Origin of the sequence: Emticicia soli, assembly GCF_037860775.1 — a bacterium.
In the GTDB taxonomy this organism is placed as follows: Bacteria; Bacteroidota; Bacteroidia; order Cytophagales; family Spirosomataceae; genus Emticicia; species Emticicia soli.
This window is the reverse complement of record NZ_JBBEWC010000001.1, coordinates 426,441-451,677: the sequence shown is the minus strand read 5'-3', so window position 1 is coordinate 451,677 and position 25,237 is coordinate 426,441. Positions and strand designations below refer to the sequence as shown.

Annotated in this window: 17 protein-coding genes; 10 read left to right on the top strand and 7 right to left on the bottom strand. The window is 38.6% G+C overall.

The window, feature by feature from the left end; all coding sequences use genetic code 11:
• Positions 1-5: 5 nt before the first annotated feature.
• On the top strand, positions 6-578 hold the full coding sequence (locus WAE64_RS01910) for a hypothetical protein (RefSeq protein ID WP_340233887.1): 573 nt from the start codon (positions 6-8) through the stop codon (positions 576-578).
• Positions 579-650: 72 nt separating this feature from the next.
• On the opposite strand, the gene WAE64_RS01905 is transcribed toward WAE64_RS01910, so the two are convergent.
• Positions 651-3,197 carry a TonB-dependent receptor gene (locus WAE64_RS01905; RefSeq protein ID WP_340233885.1) on the bottom strand — a complete coding sequence of 849 codons (2,547 nt, stop codon included), beginning with the start codon at positions 3,195-3,197 and terminating at the stop codon, positions 651-653.
• 455 nt (positions 3,198-3,652) lie between these two features.
• Between WAE64_RS01905 and WAE64_RS01900 the strand changes: the two genes are divergently transcribed.
• The 6 genes from WAE64_RS01900 (at position 3,653) to secDF (ending at position 13,550) form a co-directional block, all read left to right on the top strand.
• Complete coding sequence (locus tag WAE64_RS01900; RefSeq protein WP_340233883.1) at positions 3,653-4,603, top strand: sensor histidine kinase; 951 nt, start codon at positions 3,653-3,655, stop codon at positions 4,601-4,603.
• Complete coding sequence (locus WAE64_RS01895) at positions 4,600-5,346, top strand: LytR/AlgR family response regulator transcription factor (protein WP_340233881.1); 747 nt, start codon at positions 4,600-4,602, stop codon at positions 5,344-5,346. The genes WAE64_RS01900 and WAE64_RS01895 overlap by 4 nt, the downstream gene beginning before the upstream one ends.
• Before the next feature lie 25 nt (positions 5,347-5,371).
• Positions 5,372-8,224: a PQQ-dependent sugar dehydrogenase gene (locus tag WAE64_RS01890; protein WP_340233879.1), complete on the top strand. Its 2,853-nt coding sequence runs from the start codon at positions 5,372-5,374 to the stop codon at positions 8,222-8,224.
• A gap of 30 nt (positions 8,225-8,254) precedes the next feature.
• The gene (locus WAE64_RS01885; protein WP_340233877.1) at positions 8,255-9,937 is read left to right on the top strand and encodes a carboxylesterase family protein; all 1,683 of its coding nucleotides are present in this window, start codon (positions 8,255-8,257) and stop codon (positions 9,935-9,937) included.
• A 142-nt stretch (positions 9,938-10,079) separates the two neighbouring features.
• Positions 10,080-10,445 (top strand): hypothetical protein, encoded by a 366-nt coding sequence (locus WAE64_RS01880; protein ID WP_340233875.1) that lies wholly within the window; start codon positions 10,080-10,082, stop codon positions 10,443-10,445.
• Positions 10,446-10,544: 99 nt separating this feature from the next.
• Positions 10,545-13,550, top strand: a complete 3,006-nt coding sequence (secDF, locus tag WAE64_RS01875; RefSeq protein WP_340233873.1) for a protein translocase subunit SecDF — start codon at positions 10,545-10,547, stop codon at positions 13,548-13,550.
• Positions 13,551-13,630: 80 nt separating this feature from the next.
• Here secDF and WAE64_RS01870 read toward each other — a convergent pair whose 3' ends face one another.
• On the bottom strand, positions 13,631-14,515 hold the full coding sequence (locus tag WAE64_RS01870; RefSeq protein WP_340233871.1) for a MerR family transcriptional regulator: 885 nt from the start codon (positions 14,513-14,515) through the stop codon (positions 13,631-13,633).
• Positions 14,516-14,742: 227 nt separating this feature from the next.
• Between WAE64_RS01870 and prfB the strand changes: the two genes are divergently transcribed.
• A protein-coding gene (gene prfB / locus WAE64_RS01865; protein WP_340233869.1) for a peptide chain release factor 2 occupies positions 14,743-15,817 on the top strand; the annotation gives its coding sequence in 2 pieces (ribosomal slippage) (positions 14,743-14,802 and positions 14,804-15,817; 1,074 coding nt in all).
• An 82-nt stretch (positions 15,818-15,899) separates the two neighbouring features.
• Here prfB and lgt read toward each other — a convergent pair.
• Complete coding sequence (gene lgt, locus WAE64_RS01860; RefSeq protein ID WP_340233864.1) at positions 15,900-16,784, bottom strand: prolipoprotein diacylglyceryl transferase; 885 nt, start codon at positions 16,782-16,784, stop codon at positions 15,900-15,902.
• A gap of 220 nt (positions 16,785-17,004) precedes the next feature.
• Here lgt and argC point away from each other — a divergent pair, with 220 nt between their 5' ends.
• The gene (gene argC, locus WAE64_RS01855; RefSeq protein WP_340233862.1) at positions 17,005-17,973 is read left to right on the top strand and encodes an N-acetyl-gamma-glutamyl-phosphate reductase; all 969 of its coding nucleotides are present in this window, start codon (positions 17,005-17,007) and stop codon (positions 17,971-17,973) included.
• A 10-nt stretch (positions 17,974-17,983) separates the two neighbouring features.
• Here the strand turns inward: argC and WAE64_RS01850 are convergent, their stop codons facing one another.
• Both WAE64_RS01850 and WAE64_RS01845 read right to left on the bottom strand, forming a co-directional pair.
• A complete protein-coding gene (locus tag WAE64_RS01850) occupies positions 17,984-19,606 on the bottom strand; it encodes a T9SS type A sorting domain-containing protein (protein ID WP_340233860.1) in 1,623 nt (540 codons plus the stop codon).
• Positions 19,607-19,803: 197 nt separating this feature from the next.
• A complete protein-coding gene (locus tag WAE64_RS01845) occupies positions 19,804-20,325 on the bottom strand; it encodes a KdsC family phosphatase (RefSeq protein ID WP_340233858.1) in 522 nt (173 codons plus the stop codon).
• Between the two features lie 112 nt (positions 20,326-20,437).
• Between WAE64_RS01845 and pbpC the strand changes: the two genes are divergently transcribed.
• The gene (pbpC, locus tag WAE64_RS01840; RefSeq protein WP_340233856.1) at positions 20,438-22,738 is read left to right on the top strand and encodes a penicillin-binding protein 1C; all 2,301 of its coding nucleotides are present in this window, start codon (positions 20,438-20,440) and stop codon (positions 22,736-22,738) included.
• Between the two features lie 57 nt (positions 22,739-22,795).
• On the opposite strand, the gene ahcY is transcribed toward pbpC, so the two are convergent.
• Positions 22,796-24,109, bottom strand: coding sequence for an adenosylhomocysteinase (gene ahcY, locus WAE64_RS01835; RefSeq protein ID WP_340233851.1), 1,314 nt, complete (start codon positions 24,107-24,109; stop codon positions 22,796-22,798).
• A 257-nt stretch (positions 24,110-24,366) separates the two neighbouring features.
• Positions 24,367-25,026, bottom strand: coding sequence for a hypothetical protein (locus WAE64_RS01830; protein ID WP_340233847.1), 660 nt, complete (start codon positions 25,024-25,026; stop codon positions 24,367-24,369).
• Between the last annotated feature and the right edge of the window lie 211 nt (positions 25,027-25,237).

The following is a 25,237-nucleotide window of genomic DNA, read 5'->3' as shown; positions in this document are numbered from 1 at the left end:
GAAACATGAAAAGAAAAAGTATTTATATAATTGGCCTTGTTCTGGCGCAAATGGGATGTACAAACGTAGACCGCCTGGATACCACCGAAGTAAAAGAAGAAGTAGAAAGCCATAAGATAAAAAGGGTTTCGCCTGCTCAGATTATGGAGCAGGTCGAAATTCTGGGTAGCCAGATTGCCAGCACCTTAACTAAAGACTTTGAGAAACAAATGAAAGATGTTTCTAAGGCTCGTACCGAAGAAATATGCCAGCTCAAAAATATGCGGGTAATAGATTCATTAACCAAAAAGTATGATTTGACAATTCGCTTGTTAGGCCAGCCTGATATTGGTAGTAACAATAGCCTGTATCCAAAAGAAAAAGAGGTATTAGAAGCCTATGCTGATAATGCCATGCGAAAACTGCCAATGAGCAACAATATCCAGCCTTTAGATGAATCTCTCTTTGTTTATACAGCTCCTATCGGGGCAGACAAAGGAATAGGGAAACTTTGTTTTAGTGATGATTCGGGCTTTGCTATCTGGAGTATAGTAATAAAAAAATCAGAGGTTATTAAAAGTATTAAACCTGCTAAATAAGAAAGAGAGCTATCAATCATTGATAGCTCCTTTACTAAAACAAAACTATAAAAAACCTAATTTTGAAAATCCTTAGTTGTTCATATTGCTTTCTCCAGCCTTCACATCATCATTCTTCACCGATTTAGTTTTCTTTTGCTCAACCATTCTCATGTTACCAATTTTGTAGCTGAATGTCAGTTTCACGTTTTGGTTATATACATTGTTGATACTAGTTTGGTTAAATTGAGGCGACTGCAAGGTCGATCTGATTACCATTCCACCCAAGAAGTTTTCTGTAGCTAAGCCAAGGCTTCCTTTTTTGTTTTTGAAGTCTTTTCTGAAACCAACCGAATACATATAGAAGCTACCTTGTGTACCTTGTAATTGTACTTGTCGGCCTCTGAAAAAGCTAAACGCTTGAATTCCCCAGCCATTTTTCAATTGTATTTGTGATTGCAGACGACCACCAATTACCACACCCGTATTACTTGTCAGCATTGATTTACCGTCAGCACCTTGTATTTGCCCTTCCAAATAGTTGTAATACAAATCTAAACCACCATTTACCGACCATTTTGGCGTGATATTGAAATTACCGAATACGTTAGTACCAAACATTTGTTGTGTACCTATGTTTTCGAATGTTGTTACAATTGCACCAATCAAGGTATCAGAAGGAGCACTTAAACGAAGGATTGAGTTATTTGTCATACGACCAAATACTGAGGCATTCAGATACACCTTTTTGATATTTGAACTTGCGCTTAACTCAAAGTTATCAGTTATTTCCGGACGAAGGCTCGGGTTACCAATCGTGATATTCTGAGGGTTAGCTAAATTGAAGTTCGGATTCAATTGTTGTAAACCCGGGCGTTGAATACGTTTGTTATAGGCTGCTTTCAGCGTAGTATTACCAAAAGTTTTCGAAACGTTTACACTCGGCACAAGGTTTCCATAAGCCGGAATATCAATATTTTTTACTTGGTCCTTGGCTTCAATGGTAGTATATTCATAACGAGTACCTACTTTAAAAGTATATTTGTTTTTGGTAGAGTACGTATAAGACAAATAACCAGAAGCAATATTTTGTGAGTAATCTAACAAACCTGCAGGGTTTCTTACATCAGAAGCAAAATCACCAGTAGGGCCTGCAACCAGATAACTGAAATCACTATTTACCTGACGGAAGATTCCTTTTACACCTACTTCAAACATCTGATTTGTCTTGATTGGTGTCTGGAAGTCGGTCTGTACCGTAAATTCCTGATTCACATTACTGTTAAGGTTTCTCTGGCGGCTCGTTGTATATTTCGAATCATCTAATAAATCGGCCAGAAAGTTATTTTTAAGATTACTCTTGCTATACTGTGTTGATACCGACCATTCTTGCGAAGGCTTAAATGTGCGAATATAATCAAGGTTAACATCAACCGAGTTAGATAAATCTTTACTGTCTACATTTCTATAAGCAATAGAATTTAATACATTGTTTGTGTAAAGATTGGTTGTGTAGTCTTGAGTTCTGATAAAGTTACGTGTACCAAAATTAACACCTGCTGTCAGTGCCTGATTTTTAGAAATATCATAGTCGAATCCTAAATTGTAGCGGCCAAATAACCCGTTATCAAATGCATCGGCAGTTTGTTTGGTTAACACTGTATTACCATTTACAAGCGTGCTTTGGTCGAGAGATGTACCTGCTCTGTTATAAAAAGCACGGCCACCGCCACCCATTGATACGCCTAGCTTACCTTTACGGAAACTGCCATTCAAACCTAAGTTAGACCCACGGATACCAGCACCAGCATCTACATTAAGCGTTAAACCCTGAATAGTACTCTTTTTAGTAATGATGTTAATAATACCCCCCGAGCCTTCAGCATCGTATTTAGCTGACGGAGAAGTAATTACTTCTACCGATTTTATTAAATCAGAAGGAATCATTTTCAAGGCATCAGCAATGCTGCTGGCTATAATAGTAGAAGGTTTGTTGTTAATTAAAACCCTGATGTTTGAAGTACCACGCAACGAAACGTTACCATCTAAATCAACTGTCAATAAAGGTACTTTACGCAATACATCGGCAGCGTCGCCACCTTTTGAAGTTATATCTTTCTCGGCATTATAAACCAGACGGTCAACTTTCTCTTCAATCATTGATTTCTCGGCAGTTACCGTAACTTCGTCTAGTTGTTTTGTGCTTGTCGATAATTTAATAACACCTAAATCAATGTCTTTACCTTTTTCAACTTTTATGTTGTCAACAGTTTTATCGGTATAGCCAATAAATGTTATCACTAGTTTATACTCTCCGGCTGCTACTCTTGTCAAAGAGAACTTCCCTTTTTCGTCGGCCATTGTGCCGTCTACTACTTTATTGGTTTCTTTATTATGAAGCGCAATGCTGGCAAACTCTACTGCAGTTGTTACTGCTTCATCAACCACAAAACCTGTAATTTTAGAATTACCTTTTGGCGCATTTCCTTCAAGGTTTAATGTTGGAGTTTGTTGTTGGTTATTAGGTCTGCCGTTTCCATCGCCCCTGCCTTGTCCGCCAGGCCTCCCACCAGGAAACTGTGCGAATGCAGAAGTACCAACAAAGGCAAGCAAACTTAGAATAGTGATAAACGTTTTCATTGTTTTATTTTTTATAATTTGTTCTTTTCGGTGTCATTGATTTAACGACACAAAATAAACGTGAGTTTTTTGTACATTTTTATTGAATAGATGAAATACACAAGATTGAAGATGAAAGATAAAAAGGTGCTTATGTAGGCAGAAAAACCAGATGAAACAGCTTGAAAAGGTATTTTGATTGCGCTTTACGGATTTTTGTCGTCGAACTTAGTGCTTTGGTCTGCTTAATTATAATTGAATTATTTTAATAGTATAGATTTGTTTACGCTTTGTACTATCTCCCCCACAACGCTTCACCATATAGGTACATTAAAAAAGTGCAAAAAAATATCAAAACAATTAAACAATTGATGACTATATTCAATAAAAAAATATCTGTAGAATATCTCTTTCGCTTGCTGTTTCATGTGTTATTTTGGGGTGTTTGGCTTGTGTGGCCTATTATAAACGCATATATGAACGATACAGAAAGAGACAGATGGTATATAACACACATTGTTCCCTTATCGATTACACATATTCCTCAGTTTTTTGTAAATACCTTAGTATTGATGCCTTATTTTTTACGTAAAAAAGGGGTTGGCTCTTATGTGTTTTCGGTGCTTGTGCTAAGTTTTGTATGTTTAATAGTACAGTATTTCTTCAAATTGGTGCTATGGGATAATGCAGTAGATATGAACGGCCATGAGGTAAATTTTTTCGATTTCAAGACCATCTTCCCAATCCTTTTTGTGAGTGCCACCAGTACTGTTTATGGTCTGATCATTTACATGGCTGATCAGGAAAAAATAAAACGAGACGAAAAACAAGAGAAACTCCAGGCCGAATTATCTTTTTTGCGTTCTCAGATAAGTCCGCATTTCATTTTTAATGTCTTAAATAGCATTGTGTATCTCATTCGTACCAAATCAAATGCTGCCGAGCCTGTTACAATTCAGCTATCAGAGTTAATGAGATATATGTTGTACGAAGCCGACGACGTGCAGGTATCTTTAGATAAAGAAATCAATTATCTCAACAATTACATTGAGCTACAGCGAGTAAGGTTTGAAGAGGATGTGGAAATAAACATGAATGTAGAAGGTAATATAGGCTCACAGATTATAGAACCTATGTTATTGATTCCGTTTGTAGAAAATGCATTTAAACATGGTGTAGGTATGATAGATACACCAATAATTGATGTGCTCGTAAGGTGTAATAGCAAAGAGTTATATTACGAAGTAAGAAACAAAATAGCACCCGAATTGCCCGAAGACAAAGACAGCAGCTCAGGGATTGGCTTAAAGAATGTAAAACGACGTTTGGAGCTTTTATATGCCGATAAGCACAAATTAGAGATTAAGAAAGAGGATAATTGGTTTATTGTTTCTCTATTTTTACAATTAAAAACAATTGGCTCATGACACTCAGATGTATTGCCGTTGACGACGAGAGTATGGGAAGAAAACTCTTGGAAGAAAACATCAAACAAATACCATTTTTAGAGTTGGTTCGTACCTGCAAAAATCCTTTTGAAGCTATGCAGGCTTTGCAGGAAGAAAAAATAGACTTGATGTTTCTGGATATTCAGATGCCGGGTATGTTAGGTACCAAATTTTTGCAGAGTTTAAGAGAAAAACCATTGGTAGTTTTTGTAACTGCTTATTCTAACTATGCTGTAGAAAGCTACGATTTAGATGTGGTAGACTACCTTATGAAACCTGTAAGTCTTGAAAGATTTACAAAAGCAGCCTATAAAGCCTTAGAACTGCATAATAAAAACAATGCAGTTGCATCGTCTGCTACTCCTGTTGCATTTGCAGAGGCAACTAAGACTGAAGAGTTTCCAGAGTTTTTCTTTATCAATGTTGAATACTCTTTAGTAAAAATTACTATTAAAGATATTACGCATATAGAGGGGCTGAAAGATTACATCAAAATTTTTCTTACAACCCAGGCCAAGCCTATTCTTACCAAATCGACCATGAAGGCAATTGAAGAAAAACTGCCTTCTAAACAGTTTATGCGTATACATAAATCTTTTATAGTCAATCTTGACAAAATAGAATCAATCAGAGGGCAGCGCATCAAGATAGGCACACACGATATTCCGGTAAGTGAATCGAGTATTGATGAGTTATTGAAATTATTGAATTACTCTAAATAAAACCCGTTTAACAATTTATTTTACTATGATGAAGTACAAGAAGTTTACTAAGCTCTTTGTAGGGGGGCTTTTTGTTGCCCTGCAAAGCCTTGCACAAGCTCCTGAAGAAAACCGTTTCACCAAAGTAGTACTGACCGAAAAACTAGACGAGCCAATGGAAATGGCCTTGTTGAAAGATGGCCGTGTGCTTTTTGTAGAGCGTAAGGGAGCATTGAAACAATATAATCCGACAACTAAAGAAGTAAAAACTTTAGCGACGATTCCGGTTAATACCAAATATACCAACCGAGAAGGAGTAAAGCGTGAAGCCGAAGAAGGTTTAATGGGCTTGGTACAAGACCCTGATTTTGAGAAAAATCACTGGATTTACATGTACTATGCCGATACCGACCAACCTAAGCACATATTGGCTCGTTGGGAACTAAAAGGCGAAGAACTAGTAGAGTCTTCAAAGAAAATCCTTCTTGAAGTAGCTACGCAAAGAGAAGAGTGTTGCCATACAGGTGGTGGAATGGTTTTCGATAAATCAGGAAACTTGTACCTTACAGTAGGTAATAACACAAGTAACAGCAACTCTGATGGCTATGCACCTATTGATGAGCGTGCCAATCAAAGTACTTGGGACGACCAACGTGGTGCTGCCAATACGAACGATTTACGTGGAAAAATACTGAGAATAAAACCCGAAGCAAATGGCACTTATTCTATCCCGAAAGGAAACCTTTTCCCTGAAGGAACACCAAATACTCGCCCTGAGATTTATACAATGGGTCACCGTAATCCGTGGAGACCAAGTATTGATAGTAAAACAGGCTATTTGTATTGGGGAGAAGTAGGCCCCGATGCCTCAAAAGATTCAGAACGTGGGCCTCGTGGTTATGATGAATTTAATCAGGCAAAAGGCCCGGGGTTCTTTGGCTGGCCTTATTTTATCGGCGATAATAAAGCATACGCCGATTGGGATTTTACAACAAACAAAATCAAGGCAGATTCGAAATTTGACCCTGCAAAACCTATCAACGATTCTCCTAACAACACAGGTTTAAAAGAATTACCTCCGGCACAAAAAGCCTTTATCTGGTATCCTTATGCTATTTCAGAAGAGTTTCCGTTAGTAGGAAGCTCAGGGCGTAGCGCAACGGGCGGGCCTGTATATCACCGTTCTGATTTTCCGCTGGCTAAACGTGCATTCCCTGATTATTATGAAGGTAAATGGTTGATTGTAGAGTTTATGCGTGGTTGGATAATGAGCGTAACAATGGACGAAAACGGCAATTATAAATCAATGGAGCGTTTTATGCCAAATACCGACTTTGGTAGTGCCATTGATATTGACTTTGCGCCAGATGGCGACTTGTATGTGTTAGAATACGGAACAGCGTGGTTTAGAGGTAACGATAATGCCCGTTTAGTAAAAGTTGAATACAATGCAGGTAATCGTAAACCGGAAGTACAGATTGCTGCCGATAAAACAGGTGGAGCGATTCCGTTGAAAGTAAATTTCTCATCAGCCGGAACAACAGATGCTGATGGAGATGCTTTAACTTATGACTGGAAAGTGAGCAACAAAACTGCCGGGACAAGAACTTTTAAAACGGCTAACCCAACAGTAAGTTTCGATAAACCGGGTGTTTATAAGGCCACACTAACTGTAACTGATGCCAAAGGTGCCAAAAACAGCAAGTCTTTAGATATAAAAGTAGGTAATGAGCCTCCGGTAGTAGCATTTGATATTCTGAAAGGAAACAAAACATTCTATTTCCCGAATGAGCCAATAGAGTATGATGTAAAAGTAGAAGACAAAGAAGACGGTAGCCTGAGCAATGGAAAAATCAAACCAGAGCAAGTAGCCGTTAACATAGATTACATGCCGATTGGTTATGATAAAATTGAAGTGTCACAAAACCACAGAGGTGCCGATGCTGCCGCTTTTGCTTCAACAGGCCAACGTTTAATAGAAGCCAGCGACTGTAAAGCCTGCCACGTAATTGACAAGAAATCGGTTGGCCCAAGCTACAACGATATTGCCAATAAGTATAAAGGCAACGCCGGTATTGTAGAGCAATTGGCCAAAAAAGTAATCAATGGTGGTATGGGTGTATGGGGCGAACACGCCATGAGTGCGCACCCGCAACTTTCACAAACCGATGCTACATCAATGGTTGAATATATTTTAAGCATTGGCGAGAAAAAAGATGTTAAAAAGTATCCTATAAAAGGTAGTTATACAATCACAGTTCCAGAAGGTCAAAAAGCAAATGGGTCTTTTGTGTTAAGAGCTTCTTATAAAGATAGAGGAACTAAACTGATGCCCGCTTTAGCTTCGGAAGAAACAATTGTACTAAGACACCCATTTCTTGACCCTGAGCTTGCCAACAAAGCCAAAGGAACACAGAAAGTAATGACACCTTCAAAATCATTCTTTATGGTAGGTTCTGACGGGTACATTGCTTACGATAAAATAGACCTGACTAATATTAGCCACATAGACCTTATAGTGCAAGCAACCACACGTGTAGGTGCGGCTGGTGGTGTAATAGAGATTCACCTTGACTCTCCGACAGGGCCATTGGTAGGTAAAACAGATATGATAGAAGTAAAAGAGCCTGTTCCGTTCCGTCCGCCTGCGGCTGCTCCGGCTCCTGCTGCGGGTACTCAACAAAAACCGGCTACTGCACCAGCGGCTGCTCCTGCGCCAGCCTCGGGAATGCCTGATATAAATGCCATGCTTAGAAGAGGAGCAACAAAGGCATCGGTAAAAAATTCAGCAAGCGGTGTGCACGATGTGTACTTTGTGTTTAAAAACGATAAAGCCTTATCAACACAAATATTAATGCAGGTAATGGGAATAGATTTTAAAAGTAACGCTAACTTGTAACCTATTTCAACTATTTAACCTACTAATATTATGAAAATCAAACAGTACAAAACTATTGTGCTAGGGCTTGTCTTTTTAGCATTCTGTTCGGTGTCTTTCGGGCAGAAGCTGGCTTCAGGCCCACAGGTACTTACTTTTCATTCTGATGTCGATGACACAGAGCAGCCTTATGGCTTGTATCTGCCTAAAAACTATAATCCTAAGAAAAAGTACCCGCTTGTAGTGATGTTACATGGTGCGGGGTCTAACCATAGGCTGGCTTTGCGCCGTGTATTTGGTAAAAGCAACGCCGAAGGAGAGTCAGACGTAGAAGCAAGCCGTTATTTCCCTGAGTGGAAAGATGTTGATTATATTGTAATAAGTGCTTTTGCACGAGGTACAATGGGCTACCAAGGGGTAGCAGAGAAAGATGTAATGGATATGCTTGCCGATGCAAAAAAACGCTTTTCGATTGATGAAAACCGCACGTATCTCACAGGTTTATCGATGGGTGGCGGCGGAACGATGTGGATTGGCCTGAGCTACCCTGATATATGGGCTGCTATTGCTCCGGTTTGTCCTGCTCCTCCGGGCGGTACGCTTGAATTAGTGCCTAATGCGCTTAATTATCCGGTATATTTCTTTCAGGGCGATGCTGACCCTGCTGTAAAAGTAGATTCAACCCGCAAATGGGTACAACGCCTGAAAGATGCTGGTACGCAGGTAGAATACACCGAGTATCCGGGAGTAAAACACGATAGTTGGGTGAATGCCTATAAAGACGAGTTTATTTTCGATTGGTTTGCCAAGTTTAAACGTAACCCTTACCCGGAGCGTGTACGTTTTGCTACTAGCCAATATAAACATAACAAGGCTTATTGGGTAACTTTAGACGAGTTTACACCGGGCACAACGGCTTCGATAGATGCAAAGTTTACCACAAAAAATCGGGTAGAGATTAGCACAAAAGGTTTGAAAACTTTTACGCTTAATCTGGCAAATCATCCTAGTTTCAAAGCAAAATCGCCATTAGAGCTAGTGATTAACGGGCAAACGATTAGAGCAGAAGCAGGCACTTTGCTTACGCTTACCCAAAGTGGTGATGCTTGGGCAGTTAATACCCTAAATACTTTAACATCGGCCAAGAAAGCAGGCGCAGAAGGCCCTATGTCGGAAGCCATTGCCGACCGACACATATATGTATATGGCACAGGCGGAAGCCCATCGGCTGATGAATTAGCTAAAAGACGCGCCGAAGCACAAAAAGCGATGGAATGGTCGGTTTACAGAGGTGATTTCATTGGTCGGGTAATGGTATTCCCTCGTTTGTTGAGCGATAAGGAAGTACGCCCGAGCGACATTGAAAGTTCAAACCTGATTTTATTCGGTACAAAAGAAACCAATAGCCTGATTGAAAAATACAGCGATAAGTTACCTGTATCATTAAAAGCCTCAGTTAATGATTATGGTCTTGCTTATGTGTTTCCTGTGGGCAACCGTTATGTGCTGGTTAATTCGGGCTTACCTTGGTGGACACTGAGCGATAATCCGAATGCGGCATCTCGCCAGAATACACCTGCCCCAATGAATGTTATAGGCAGATTTCAGGACTTCGTACTGTTCAAAGGTACTATCAACAATGTAGTAGCCGGCGGAAGATTTAATAACGACTGGACACTCCCTAGCCAGGAAGTTGATAAAATGAAGGCTTCGGGTGTGGTTGTATTGAAATAATTTTTTAGGGAAAATACACCTAAACGTGCTTTGTTTCGGCGATAATCGTCTGAAACAAAGCACGTTTTAGTTTTAGGGTTTTCAAAATTTTGGTTCTAAATTTGACTTATTCAGAGAAAATCTTGTAGCTTTGCAACCCTAAATGAGTAAAAACTCCTACATATCACGTTCATTCGGACTTTTAATGTTCATAATGGTGGTTCTGACGAGTGTTTTGGGTAAACAAATTTACCACAAGCATTCAGAAGAAGCACCTGTTGCCGTTAAAAAAGTAAGTCCTGACAAACAAGAGCAGCCCCAACAAAAAGCTGTTGTGAGCGAGGTATCTTTAGAGGTGGTAGTGCCTAGCCATGCTTTTGATTTTGGCCATTATGCTATTCTTTTACCGCTTCCGCAGGTTATTTATGTAATTGTTGAAACTTCGGTTAAAACCATTACAAAACCTCTTTATAGGTTATCTTATTTCGAAAAACTGTACGAGCACCATATTGCTCCCAACGCCCCTTAGTTTTCTGACCCCTGTAAAAGGGTATATCTTTCTTTTTATTCATGAGCCCTTCATGAACTCAATCATTAATTCAATTTTATTTCTTAAATATTCCCTATAATGAACAACAGAGGTGGAATTATAGCACTTTTAGTGGCTTTTTTAGGCCTGAGTGCTTACTTTTTATTACGTACCTGGAAAGCAAACGACATCCGAAACGATGCTATCGCGTTTGCTACTGATGCCAAAACAGGCAAAGTAGATTTAGAAAAAAAACAAAGATACCTTGACTCTTTGTGGAAACAACCGGTGTTTTTAGGTACTACAACCGAAAACCTTACCAGACAAGAGCTAGGTTTAGGTCTTGACCTACAAGGTGGTATGAGTGTAATTCTTGAGGTATCTCCTGCCGAAATCGTTCGTTCTTTGGCTGGTGGTTCAAGAGACCCTAAAGTTGCTACGGCTATTGCTAATGCACAAAAAAGAGCGCTTACAAACAACACAAACTTTGTTGATTTGTTTGCTGACGAATTCAAAAAACTTGATTCAGATACAAAACTGGCAAGAGTATTCTCAAATAGCTCTAACCGTGGTACTTTAAGCTTGGAGTCTTCTGACAGCCAGGTAATCAACTACATTAAAAAAGAAGTAGATGGTGCATTTGACCGTGCCTTCAGAATTATCCAGACACGTGTTGATAAATTTGGTGTAGCTAACCCTAACTTACAAAGACTATCAGGTACAAACCGTATTCAGGTTGAGTTACCGGGTGTTGATAACCCAGACCGTGTTCGTAAATTATTATCAGGTGCCGCAAAACTTGAGTTCTGCGAAGTGTACACAATGCAAGAAATTGCGCCTTCGTTCGATGGCCTTGCGGGTATCTTGTTACAAATGGATATTGATGCAAAAGGTAAAGCAACAACTGGTACTACTAAAAAAGATACTACTGCAACTGCTACAGCAGCAAGCACAGATACATCTAAAAACAGCTTGAGTGCACAGCTTGCAGGCGGTGGTGCAAAAGGCGACTCTACCAAAAAAGATTCAGCTTCTTTGGCACAACGCCAAAACAATGCATTCAGTAACCTTTTCATTCCAACAGGTTATGGTGTAGCTGTTCGTACAAAAGATATTGGCAAGGTAAGAGAAGTGATGGATCGTTCAGATGTTCGTGCTTTGTTCCCTGCTAATTCAAGCTATGTGTTTGATATTAAACCACGTCCTAACGGTACAAACGTGAACGAAGAGATTGTGGATATGTATTTTGTAAAAGACTTAGGTAAAGCGCCTATCGAAGGTGATGTGGTTACAAATGCTAACCAGGATTATGACGAGCGTGGAAAACCAGCGGTTGAAATGCAAATGAATGCAGAAGGTGCCAGAAAATGGAAAGCCCTTACAGGTGCAAACATTGGTCGCCCGATTGCTATCATTCTTGATAACTATGTATATTCGGCACCAAACGTAAATAGCGAAATCTCTGGTGGTCGTTCAAGCATTTCGGGTAATTTCTCGATAGAAGAAGCACAAGACTTGGCAAACGTATTGAAAGCCGGTAAATTACCAGCACCAACAAACATCATCTCTGAAGACATCGTAGGTGCAACAGTAGGTTCTGAAGCTGCACAAGCGGGTATTATATCATCATTGATAGGTTTATTGGTTGTCTTAGGTTTTGTATTAATTTATTACAACAAAGCGGGTGTAATTGCTAACGTAGCCCTAATTGTAAACTTATTCTTACTATTAGGTGTAATGGCATCATTTGGTGCAACACTTACGCTTCCGGGTATTGCGGGTATGGTTCTTTCGGTAGGGGTATCAGTTGATGCAAACGTACTTATTTATGAGCGTATCAAAGAAGAGTTGGCGCTTGGTAAAACTTTTAAAGATGCGGTAAGAGATGGTTTCAAAAATGCCATGTCGTCAATCATTGACTCAAACGTAACAACACTTATTACCGGTATTGTATTATTTGCTTTTGGTACTGGTCTTATTCTTGGTTTTGCAACTACATTGTTGATTGGTATCTTTACATCATTATTCTCAGCTATTTTTGTTTCGAGATTATTGTTCGAATATTACATTGGCAAAGGAAAAACGATTTCGTTTACTACAAGATGGTCAGAGAAACTTTTCAAAGATTCTCAGTTCGATTTCGTTTCTAAACGTAAGCTTTACTACACTATTTCAAGTGCTATTATTATTGCAGGGGTTATTTCTATTGCAGTAAAAGGCTTTGGTTTAGGTGTCGATTTCTTGGGTGGCCGTACCTACATTGCTAAGTTTGAGAAAACAGTAAACACTGAAGAAATCGAAAGCGCATTAAAACCAACTTTCGAAGGACAAGCAATTGAGGTGAAAACTTTTGGTGGTTTCGATCAGGTTAAAATTACTACTCCTTACCAAATCGAAAATACTGATACAGAAGTTGAGAAGGATATTCAAACAAAAGTAACTCAGGCATTAGCAAATGTTAATGGCAACAAAGGTAAACTGGTAAGCTCATCTAAAGTGGGGCCAACTATTGCCAACGATGCTATCTGGGGTGCAGTAAAAGCAGTACTATTATCGATAATATTAGTATTTGCCTACATCTATATCCGATTCCGTAAACTTGCTTTTGGTTATGGTGCATTAGTAGCCTTGTCGCACGACGTACTCATTATCCTTGGTGTATTCTCTATTTTGCGTGGTTTCTTACCATTCTCACTAGATGTTGACCAGGCTTTTGTAGGTGCAGTTCTAACAATCATGGGTTATTCAATGAACGATACCGTGGTAGTATTTGACCGTGTTCGTGAGTATTTATCCGAAAAACGCGATGTGAAAGAAGATATTCCAACTGTAATCAACAATGCCTTAAATAGTACTTTAAGTAGAACCGCCGTTACAGGTTTCTCTACTTTATTGATACTTTTAGTATTATTGATTTTCGGTGGTGAAAGTATCCGTGGTTTCGTATTCGCCATGTTCATTGGTGTAATCGTAGGTACTTATTCTTCACTATTCGTAGCTACGCCAATTGTAGTAGATGGTATGCAACGTGATATGAAAAAAGATGCAGAGAAATTAGCCGCAACTCCAGCAGTTGTTGAAACTAAAAAATCTAAAAAAGCTTAATATATCACAATTTATATAGCAAAACGCCCCGACTTGCAAAGGTCGGGGCGTTTTGCTTGTATGGCAAAGAGCAATAAAATTTATTCTTTCTGCTCAGCAAGTTCTATCAACTTATTAATATGCGTAATGATTTGAGTATCTGGTCTGGTTTCTATTCCCTGGCCTATTACCTGATAGCCCGTAAGCAGAATTTTAACATCAGGGAATTTTTTCTCAAGCTTACTTACATATACCTGTGTTTCGTCGTTTGCCGGTGTAGAGGTGATAGCAGTAAAGATATAATCAGGTTTTTGCGATTCACATACAAACACCAATTCGTCAAAAGGTAGGGTTTGGCCTAGATAAATTACCTTATGATTACGAGCCCTTAAAATATAGTTGGCAAACAATAACGAAAGCTCGTGCAATTCGCCTTCGGGTAGGTATAAAACAAAGTTTTTCGAGTGCGGGTTGTGTCTCATAACTTGCCCGTCAATAGCCACAATAAGTTTCTGACGAATAAGATTCGAGATGAAATGTTCTTGAGCAGGGCCAATTGAGCCTGTTACCCATAAAATACCAATCCGACTCAGAAACGGATAAATGATGTTAATCATCATATCTTCAAAACCAAACTTCAACGTATTAGTAGCCATTATTTTCTCAAACTGGGCCTCGTCGAGGTCTATCATAGCAATAGTTAACGCATGAATCTGGTCTGGATAACCATGTTTTTTTTCTGAAATACTTATTATTTCTTTCGAGAGCTTTTCGGCCGAGAATTTGGCAATTTCAGAAATCTTATATTCATGTTCCTTCAGTAAAGCAATATTCAGAACCAGTTTTAAGTCTTGGTCGTCATAAATACGTATATTAGTATCTGTTCTTTTAGGAGTGATAATATTATAACGTTGCTCCCAGATTCTGAGGGTGTGAGCCTTAATACCTGAAAGGTATTCTAAATCTCGTATGGAGTAGTTACTCATTATTTCGTAGGTTTTACTTAAAATTTTAGGGTTTTACAAAAAATTAAACATACTCTTATAATAGTATAGGTATAACACAAAAAAGCCAAAGATGTTTTAAATTTAATGTTTCGGCTTTTATATAGATGCAACTTTGAAGATAATGAATAAATTTGACTAATTTTGCACCCTGATTCTGAAAAGGTAATGTTGCCTTTATAATTGTAAATATTTTTTAAAACAATAATATGACTACCGAACAATTGAAGGAGTTAAAAGCCAGAGTAGCGGCTTTAAGGGGGTATCTTTGACTACGATAGTAAGAAAGAACAACTAGACGACCTCGAAAACCAGACGGCTCAACCTGAGTTCTGGACAGATGCCGAAAAAGCCGAGAGTGTAATGAAACAGGTACGTGCCCTGAAAGGCTGGACAGTAGGCTACGAAAAGGCAGAAAGTGCTATTGGTGACCTTGAAACTTTGCATGAGTTTTATACGCTGGGCGAAGCTACTGAAGAGGAAGTAGACGAAGAAGCAAAAAAATTTGATTTAATACTGGAAGAACTGGAGCTGAAAAAAATGCTTTCGAATGAAGAAGACCAGTTTAGTGCAGTACTTGAGATAAATGCAGGCGCAGGTGGAACAGAAAGCCAGGACTGGACGAGTATGTTGATGCGTATGTATATGATGTGGGCCAATAAAAAAGGCTATAAAGTGTCAGAACTTGATTATCAGGATGGAGACACAGCTGGTGTAAAATCGGTTTCATTACAGATTGAAGGCCCTATGGCTTATGGTTTCTTGAAATCAGAAAATGGCGTACATCGTTTGGTAAGGGTATCTCCTTTTGATTCTAATGCACGTCGTCATACCTCGTTTGCATCTGTTTATGCCTATCCATTGGTTGATGACTCAATTGAGATTGAAATAAGAGACGCCGACATCGAAATCCAGACTTCTCGCTCGGGTGGTGCTGGTGGGCAGAACGTAAACAAGGTGGAAACCAAAGTACAGCTTACGCACAAACCTACGGGTATCATGATTACCTGCCAGATAGAGCGCAGCCAGCATGCCAACCGTGAGCACGCCATGCAAATGCTGAAATCGAAACTTTACCAGCTTGAAGTTGAAAAACGTAATGCTGCAAAAGCTGAAACAGAAGCCGGCAAAATGAAGATTGAGTGGGGCTCGCAGATTCGTAGCTATGTATTAGACGACCGCCGCGTGAAAGACCATCGTACTAATATTCAGACATCGAACACCGAAGCCGTTTTAAATGGAGAAATTGATGACTTTATCAAAGGCTTCTTAATGGCGAGCTAATATTAAAAAATCGGCTAAGATTATAAAAAGAATGGCTCGTAAGATAATCTTACGAGCCATTCTTTTTATAAACCTGGCTTGTTTAAGCCTTCCCGGTTTCAAACTTATGTGTTGAGTAATATTCTGCATCTTTTTTACCTTTGGTAAAGGCATACACCAAAATACCGATACCTAACAAAACCGCCGGAATACTCAGTATCTGCCCCATATTATAGGTCATTGCATCTTCAAATTGTTCCTGATTTTCTTTCAAAAACTCGTAAAAGAACCTTAGAGTAAATACCCAGATAAGAAATATACCTAACAAAAGGCCGTGAGGTGTTTTTTCTTTAAATCGATTCCACAAATAAAACAATAAACCACATAATATGAAGCAAGAAATTGCTTCATATAATTGCGCAGGATGGCGAGTAAATGCTTCGGGGGTCATTTTTAATGAACCGTCGGCATTCATGGTAAAGGTATTGAAGCGAAATGCCCAGGGCAAATTACTTGGTTTACCAAGTATCTCATGGTTCATCAGGTTTCCTAAGCGGATAAAAGCACCACCTAAGGCAACGGTTATAACGACCCTATCGGTTACCCATAAGAAAGGCTGGTCTTTATGTTTCCGTCCGTAGATAAACATGGCAGTAAGAATACCTATCGCCGCACCGTGGCTGGCAAGACCTGTATAAGGCGGAACAATCATATCTATCAGAAACTTACCGGGGTCTTGTTTAAAACTGTCAAATTCATAAAAGAAATAATGGCCAAAGCGAGCCCCTATTACAGTAGCTATAATCATTACAAATAAAAGGGCATCCAGGTCTTTTTCTGGTTTATGTTCTTTTTTAAATATATGGGCCATAATCTGGTAGCCAATCAGGAAGCCAGAGGCAAATAATAGTCCATACCAACGTAATTCAAATCCGCCTAATTTTGTAATAATCGGATTGACATTCCACGGGATTTCTAAAAATATCATTTTATAGGTGTTTGATTTTTTTTCAAAATTATAAGTTTTATCCGATAGATAGACGTAAAATTCGTAAATTGCGGCAGAAACTTCTACAAACTATCTGTTGTTATACTACATATCTCGGTAATCAGGCAAAATATTATCGTTCTAACAATATTTTAACATTCATTACTGGTAGGCAAGTGGCTTATCAGAGAATAACATTGCTTTAAATTTTAGTCTTTTTATGAAAATTAATATCGGAATCATTGGCGGCGCAGGTTATACAGGAGGAGAATTACTTAGAATCTTATTGAATCACCCTAATACAAACATCGCTTTTGTTAATTCTAAAAGCCAGGCCGGAAAGCCCGTTTATGCTACTCATGGCGACTTGTTGGGCGAAACAGACCTTACTTTTGCCGATGAACAGGATTTCAGTAAAGCAGATGTTTTGTTTTTATGCTCAGGGCATAACGAATCAAAAAAGTTTCTGGCAGAAAATGCTATTCCGGAAAACATAAAAATTATTGACCTCAGCACCGACTTCCGTGACGAAACCAATGGCTTTACATACGGTTTGCCTGAGCTACAAAAAGACAAGATTAAATCAGCCAATAAAATTGCGAATCCGGGGTGTTTTGCCACGAGTATAGAACTTGCGCTTTTGCCTTTGGCACAAGCGGGGCTTCTGAACGAAGATGTGCATATAAGTGCCATTACGGGTAGCACGGGCGCAGGACAATCTCTTTCGGCAACTACGCATTTTAGCTGGAGAAACAACAATATTTCGATATATAAAGCCTTTACGCATCAGCATCTTAAAGAAATCAACCAAAGCATTAAGTCATTACAGCCTGATTTCAGTAAAGCAATTAATTTTATTCCATACCGTGGGAACTTCACGAGAGGAATCATGGCGAATTTATATACCAAGTTTGAGGGTTCAATAGAACAAGCCTATCAACTATATCAGGATTACTACGCGGCTCATCCTTTTACTTACATAAGCGATGAGGCAGAAATAGACCTGAAACAAGTAGTAAATACTAACAAGTGTATTTTGCACCTTGAAAAACATGGGGATAACCTCTTGATAAGCAGTATTATTGATAACCTTACGAAGGGAGCATCGGGACAGGCAGTGCAAAACATGAATCTTATTTTTGGTTTCGACGAAACAGCCGGTTTGAAACTGAAACCTGTTGGGTTTTAAGATAACGTCTTTACTTGACAACTTTATGTACTCTCTGACTACCCTTGGCTTGAATAAAGTAAGTGCCTTCAGGCCAAGCAGATGTATCAATAGTGTATTGGCTTTGTTTATGTGCTGTATTTACTATACGCTTTCCGCTTATATTATAGATACTTATATCATCAGGAATCAGTAACTCTATCTGAATTTGGCTTACAAAAGGGTTTGGAAAGACCTTGATGTTTTCAGGCAAGTTTTCGGTAGATGTAATAGCAATAGCTACGCTGTTTGATGTTATTTCATTGAATCCTTGTTGACGTACCCGATAATAAGTAACTTCACTCAAAGGCTTCGGGCTGATAAAGTTGTATTGATAAGTAAAAGCTCCTTTTGACGCTTTTGAGCTTAATTCATGCCAGGTTTTTTCTTTATCAGAGCTGAATTCGATAATAAACTTATCTTCTACATCTTCATAGTTGGTTTCCCATTTGAATGAAATAGTATCTTTTTCCAATTCATAGCTAAGCGAAATTTTTGAACACTCATAAATTAACTTCTTTTGATCTAATTCGTCTAATAGAGCATTAATAGCTTGTTTACTTCGAGAGCTCCAATTAGTTTTGCTATAATTTGGTTGCATTAGCGATGCTCCTCCGTCATCCTGTATACTATCGTGCTCAGCACCAAGAACGTGCCCCATTTCATGGGCCGCTACCCATATTGATTGAGAGGCATCAAGAAAACCTTTCATGATAAATGTTCCTATTCCAAGCTCATTTCGATAATATCTGGCATAGCCTATAATTCTACCTGAAAAATTTATGCCGGTTAGGCCAATTACAATAAGTGATTTATGCTTCTTCCATGCTTCTGGTTTTTGCCAATTGAAATGTAAATCGGCAGAAGATTCGATTAAAGTCTTAGTAGCATTGGTTGTCCACGGAGAAGAATCTTCATTAGTATAAATTATATGCCCGATTGCTTTAAAAACAATATCAGTCTTAAAGGTAAAGGGTGCGAAAATAAGTTGTGTAATGGCAAGCCTTTTAAGGTTTTCGGCTTCTAAGAGAGCAACATTAGAACCAGATGATAGGTATTGCTTATAATCACATACAAAGCCTATAGAAAACTCAACGCAAGTTGCCAGGGCAGAAGGTTTAAATCGGGTTTTAGTTTTACTGATAGATTGCTCTGGCAAATCATAGGCACATGTACTTTCAAAACCTCCGGCTTTAGGTATTTTCTGATAAGTATAAAAAGAGTCATTTTGTTTGTCAATACTCCAGTACTCCTCGTTTTCTGAAAAAAACAGCCCATGAAATTGTTTATGAATACTTGTGAGGTAATATTTTTGTGTACCACTAGATGCTTCATACAGTTCTGCCTGGCTTGGTAGTTCGCCGTCTGATGTATAGATTTTCTCGTATTGCTTAATTGCACTCGGTCTGAATTGCAGATTAAGCTTACGGTCGGGTAATTCAAGTTGTATTGCATGGCTGAAATCATTGCCTATTTGCTTTATTTGCCCGCTAACTAAAACTTGCGAACTGCTACTTTTTAATGATTTATCAGGGACAAATCTGATAATTGTCTGAGAATATGATACAATTGACAAGCCCAGAAAAAGAGAACAGAGCAATAGACCTTTTTTCATAGCAAAAGACGGTTTAAACGCATAACAATTAATAGGAGAAGGTGCTTATTATAAACAAATATAAAAAATCTTTACGTATAAGTATTCCTTTTAATAAAATCAATTCTTTTGTTAAATAGAGTAGGTACAAAAAGCCCATCTTTCCACAATAGGAAGATAGGCTTTTTTGTATTATAGAGGCAAAATAATCTATATTTTTAAAAAATCTTCATCCACTTGCCTTGTTCTTTCATTACCATTTCTATAACCTCCCTTACGGCGGCTTTTCCGCCGTCTTTTTTTGTACGATACAAAGCTACTTCTTGGATTTCGTCAACGGCATCGGCAGGGCAAACAGAAAGTACATTTCGATACTTCATGATTTCCCAATCGGGCAAATCGTCTCCCATATATACTGTTTGCTCGGCTGTGAGATTATTATCTATCAGATACTGGTCAAAAACAGAAAGTTTCTGGTCTGTTCTTATTCCCAGAAAAATATCTTTTACCCCTAGTGGTGCAAGGCGCTCCCTTACACTTTCTTCTTTTCCTCCTGAAATAATAGCGATATTATAGCCGGACCTCACGGCTTTTCCCATAGCATAGCCGTCTTTTACATTGAAAGTACGGGCTAGTTCGCCGCCTCTCAGGGCTATTATGGTAGAGTCGGTCAGTACGCCGTCAATATCAAAAATAAAGGTAGTGATTTTACGAAGCTTAGATTTTAATTTTAGATTCATGAAAAATTAAGGTAGTTTGAAACACAATATTCGTTTAAATTCGTTTAATTCATGACAAATTTTAAAAAATAAATTCGTGTTTAAGTCTCTCTCTCAAAAACTTTTCTCCTTCTTGTTTAAAAGTATTTATGGAAAAATAGCTTTAATACTGCTGGGAGTACTGATTTTGCTGAACCTTTTTTTTCCACTAAAAATAAACACGAGGTATTCTACGCTTATTACAGCTTCTGATGGCACACTACTACACGCTTTTCTGAGTCCTGACGATAAATGGCGGATGTACGTAGAACTGAAAGAAATTACCCCAACACTCCGCAAAGCTATTATTACCAAAGAAGATAAATATTTCTATTATCATTTTGGGGTTAATCCTATTGCTGTGGTAAGGGCATTTTATAATAATTTTACTAAAAATCGGCGTACTTCGGGTGCAAGTACTATAACCATGCAGGTTGTGCGCTTGCTATATCCTGGAGAGAGGACTTACCTGAATAAGCTGTCAGAAATAGGTAGGGCAATGCAATTAGAACTTTTTTACTCAAAAGATGAGATTCTGCAATTATATCTTAATTTGGTGCCCTATGGTTCTAATATCGAAGGTATCAAATCTGCCTCTTATCTATATTTTCAGAAATCGCCCGATAGATTAAGTCTGGCCGAAGTAACCACGCTGGCTATTATTCCTAACCGACCTACAAGTTTGCAATTGGGGACAAGAAACCCTTTTATTGTGCAGGAAAGAAACAAATGGCTTGAGCGTTTTAAACTTGAAAGAGCATTTGAAAGCCAGGTAATAAACGATGCTCTGCGAGAGCCTCTTAATGTAAGCCGCCATGAAGCCCCAAAGCTGATACCACATCTGGCTCTCAGACTGAAAAAACAGTTCCCTGATGAACCTACTATCCAGACTTACATCAAATTGCCTGTACAATCAAAAGTAGAGCAAATAGTCGGGAATTATGCGAACCGTATTCGGGCGATGAATATCCATAATGCGGCAGTTCTGGTTATTAACAACGAAACCATGCAGGTTGAAACCTACGTTGGTTCTGCCAATTTCAATAATAAGACTGATGGTGGGCAAGTAGATGGCATACAGGCCATACGCTCACCCGGAAGTGCCCTGAAACCTGTGTTATACGCTACGGCTTTCGATAAGGGCATAATTACGCCTAAAAACATTATTAATGACGTACCCACCAATTTCAGCGGATTTGAGCCCGAAAACTTTGATAAGAAGTTTAATGGTAAAGTAACAGTTGAGTTTGCGCTGGCTAATTCTTTGAATATTCCGGCCGTGAAGGTAGTAAGAGATTTAGGCAAAAAAGAGCTGATTGATGTATTGAAAAAAGCAAACTTCCAGACGGTAAAGAAGCAAGAGAAAGACTTGGGTTTGTCGATAGTTTTGGGAGGCTGCGGCGTAACACTCGAAGAAATGACACAACTATATGCCGTTTTTGCCAATCAGGGGAATTGGGAGAGAATGAGCTTAAAAAAACAGGCGAAAGAGAGCAGAGGTGCGTCGCCTCTGATTTCTAAAGAATCGTGTTTCTTAATCACGCAGATTTTATCGCAAATCAAAAGACCTGATTTGCCGAATAATTTCGATTATACATATCGCCTGCCCAAAATAGCATGGAAAACGGGCACGTCTTTTGGGAAACGTGATGCCTGGAGTATAGGTTATAACAAAAAATACACAATAGGCGTGTGGGTAGGTAATTTTTCGGGCGAAGGTGTTCCCGAATTGAGCGGGGCAGAAATAGCAACGCCCTTGTTGTTTCAGGTTTTTAATAGTATTGATTACAACTCAACAAACGAGTGGTTTAAACAACCTGATAATGTAGTGTCTCGGCAGGTATGCGCCGAATCAGGCGATTTGCCGAATGATTATTGTAGCAATAAAATTCTTGATTATTCTATCCGGAATATCTCTCATACCCGCAAATGCGCCCATATCAAGCAGTTTTTTGTTAATCATGCCGAAACCATGAGTTACTGTACGCAATGCTTACCCATTGATGGTAATTATAAGCAGAAAAACTACATGAATTATGCGCCAGAGTTAATCAGCTTTTATGAGTTAAAGCATATTCTTTATGAGAAGATTCCAGCTCATAATCCGGCTTGTACAAGGGTGTTTGGCGCATCTAACAATCTGCCTGTTATTACAAATCCTAACAACGGAAGCGAATATTATGTCAATACCAAAGACCCTCAACAAATGCAATTGGCTTGCCAGGCGGCTAACGATGTAAAAGAGGTGTATTGGTACTTAAATGATAAGTTACTTAAAAAAGCTAAAGCTAACCAACCTGTGTTTTTTATGCCTACGGCTGGTAAACTAAAAATCTCGTGTACAGATGATAAAGGCCGGAGTAGTAGCATTTGGGTAACTATTAAGCCTGAATAAAAACAAAAGAGAGGAATCCGGCTGAATCCCTCTCTGTGCGTTGAAAAATCAACAATATTAATAACGGTACATTTCTGCTTTGAACGGACCTTCAACCGCTACACCAATGTAAGCAGCTTGGTCAGCATTTAAAGTATCTAGTTTCGCACCTACGTGAGCAAGGTGGAAAGCAGCTACTTTCTCATCTAGTTGCTTAGGCAATACATATACTTTTTTCTCGTATTTATCGCTGTTGTTCCACAATTCAAGTTGTGCCAAAGTTTGGTTTGAGAACGAGCACGACATTACAAAAGATGGGTGACCCATAGCACAACCTAAGTTAACTAAACGTCCTTCAGCTAAGATAATGATTTCTTTGCCATCTACTTCATACATATCAACTTGTGGTTTGATAGTAGACTTAGTGTGTCCGTAGTTGTCGTTTAACCAAGCCATATCGATTTCGTTATCGAAGTGACCAATGTTACAAACAACAGCTTTATCACGCATGGCTTTGAAATGACGGTCACGGATAATGTCGATGTTACCAGTAGCCGTTACAAAGATATTAGCACGTGTGGCAGCCTCGTCCATTGTTACTACTTCGTAGCCATCCATAGCAGCTTGTAGCGCACAGATAGGGTCAATTTCAGTTACCAACACTCTACAACCTGCTCCACGTAACGAATCTGCCGAACCTTTACCTACGTCGCCATAACCAGCAACAACTGCAACTTTACCAGCAAGCATCAAGTCAGTTGCACGACGAATCGCATCAACTAATGACTCACGACAACCGTATTTGTTATCAAATTTCGATTTTGTTACAGAGTCGTTTACGTTAATAGCCGGTAAGTGCAAAGTGCCATTTCTTTGGCGCTCATATAAACGGTGTACACCCGTAGTTGTTTCTTCTGATAAACCTTTGATGTCGCCGATTAACTCAGGGTATTTGTCAAATACCATATTTGTTAAATCACCACCATCGTCAAGAATCATGTTTAATGGTTTTTGTTCTTCACCAAAAAACAAAGTTTGCTCAATACACCAGTCAAACTCTTCGGCAGTTTGGCCTTTCCAAGCATAAACCTGAATACCAGCAGCAGCAATAGCAGCAGCGGCGTGGTCTTGCGTTGAGAAAATATTACACGATGACCAAGTTACTTCAGCACCTAATTCTACCAATGTTTCAATCAAAACCGCAGTCTGGATTGTCATGTGTAAACAACCTGCTACACGTGCACCTGCTAGTGGTTTTGATGGGCCATATTCTTTACGGATCGACATCAAGCCCGGCATTTCTGCTTCGGCTAATTTGATTTCTTTACGACCCCAATCGGCAAGGGAAATGTCTTTTACTTTGTAAGGAATGTAATTCTTTGTTGCTGACATTATCTTTTAAGTTAATTTATCCTTAATGAATTGTTAATTTAGTTGGTTTTTCTAAATTCTGTACAAAATTAGGATAATTTGTTGTTAATATAAATTTTATTTGGATAATTTTATTTAATCTATGTACGAACCCTTATTTTATTGTGGATATTGATATTATTTATGTAGAAAATACTGAGAGCCATGCACAGGCTAACATAAAAAAAAGGGAGAAATAGAATTTCCCCCTTCTAGGTTTAGCTTATGTGTCAAATAACTCAGTTGTTTTTCATTCTCATTTTGCCATTGGTTAATACTATTTCATCTTTTTTCTCTTGTTTTTTATAACCATTACCCTCAGGGTCAATATTTGAGTCGAAACCTGTAGCTTGAGTAATAATCTTATTTTCTACTTTGTCTCTAAGCCTGCCTAACCCACCAAACGCCGTAGCTGTGGCTTTTTCTTTCCAATAAGTACCTTCTAGTTTGCTGTTAAAAGTAATTTCTACAAAACCATCGCCGTTATTTTTTACTTCCAAGGTCTCATCATTATTTTGAGACTCGCCCATGTGGTATTCCATGCGAGGAGTCTTAATTTCTTCTACATACCTGATAGCTGCAATACCTTTATAGTTTCCTGATTCCTGTGCTTTTTTGATGTTTGCTTTAGTATCAGGTTTATCAGCATTTACAATCAAGTAAGTGCCCGACTCAACAGCCGAACGACCATAAAAATCACCTAGCCATATTCTCAGCATTTTATCTGGCTTTGTAGCATTACCCGTAAAATAAGCATAATTGCCAATCTTAATTTGGCGGGGTTGCGTTTTATACTCAGTACCATTAATCATAACACTCATTGTATTCTCATTCGACACCTGAGCAAAAGAGCTAGCTGTAACAAAAAGCAAACTGACTAAAAAAGAAACGGTTTTCATATTTTTATTGATTAATTTTATTTAGCATGACAAAATGGGAAACTCGGAAAATCATGCTAATAAAGGTAATCTGTTGAGTAAGAATAAATTTTTGCAGGAGATTCATCTCTAAAATTTACTGAAAGGTCGGAGCTGATTATTTTAAGCCAAAATAAGAATATTGTTCCGCTCAATTTTGATGTTCCATCTTAGAAGTGGTGCTAAGAAATAA

What these genes read in the sequence shown, in the direction of transcription:
- WAE64_RS01910 (WP_340233887.1), top strand. Translation starts at nt 6, where the DNA reads ATGAAAAGAAAAAGTATTTATATAATTGGCCTTGTTCTGGCGCAAATG.
- WAE64_RS01905 (WP_340233885.1), bottom strand. Translation starts at nt 3,197, where the DNA reads ATGAAAACGTTTATCACTATTCTAAGTTTGCTTGCCTTTGTTGGTACT.
- WAE64_RS01900 (WP_340233883.1), top strand. Translation starts at nt 3,653, where the DNA reads ATGAACGATACAGAAAGAGACAGATGGTATATAACACACATTGTTCCC.
- WAE64_RS01895 (WP_340233881.1), top strand. Translation starts at nt 4,600, where the DNA reads ATGACACTCAGATGTATTGCCGTTGACGACGAGAGTATGGGAAGAAAA.
- WAE64_RS01890 (WP_340233879.1), top strand. Translation starts at nt 5,372, where the DNA reads ATGATGAAGTACAAGAAGTTTACTAAGCTCTTTGTAGGGGGGCTTTTT.
- WAE64_RS01885 (WP_340233877.1), top strand. Translation starts at nt 8,255, where the DNA reads ATGAAAATCAAACAGTACAAAACTATTGTGCTAGGGCTTGTCTTTTTA.
- WAE64_RS01880 (WP_340233875.1), top strand. Translation starts at nt 10,080, where the DNA reads ATGAGTAAAAACTCCTACATATCACGTTCATTCGGACTTTTAATGTTC.
- secDF (WP_340233873.1), top strand. Translation starts at nt 10,545, where the DNA reads ATGAACAACAGAGGTGGAATTATAGCACTTTTAGTGGCTTTTTTAGGC.
- WAE64_RS01870 (WP_340233871.1), bottom strand. Translation starts at nt 14,515, where the DNA reads ATGAGTAACTACTCCATACGAGATTTAGAATACCTTTCAGGTATTAAG.
- lgt (WP_340233864.1), bottom strand. Translation starts at nt 16,784, where the DNA reads ATGATATTTTTAGAAATCCCGTGGAATGTCAATCCGATTATTACAAAA.
- argC (WP_340233862.1), top strand. Translation starts at nt 17,005, where the DNA reads ATGAAAATTAATATCGGAATCATTGGCGGCGCAGGTTATACAGGAGGA.
- WAE64_RS01850 (WP_340233860.1), bottom strand. Translation starts at nt 19,606, where the DNA reads ATGAAAAAAGGTCTATTGCTCTGTTCTCTTTTTCTGGGCTTGTCAATT.
- WAE64_RS01845 (WP_340233858.1), bottom strand. Translation starts at nt 20,325, where the DNA reads ATGAATCTAAAATTAAAATCTAAGCTTCGTAAAATCACTACCTTTATT.
- ahcY (WP_340233851.1), bottom strand. Translation starts at nt 24,109, where the DNA reads ATGTCAGCAACAAAGAATTACATTCCTTACAAAGTAAAAGACATTTCC.
- WAE64_RS01830 (WP_340233847.1), bottom strand. Translation starts at nt 25,026, where the DNA reads ATGAAAACCGTTTCTTTTTTAGTCAGTTTGCTTTTTGTTACAGCTAGC.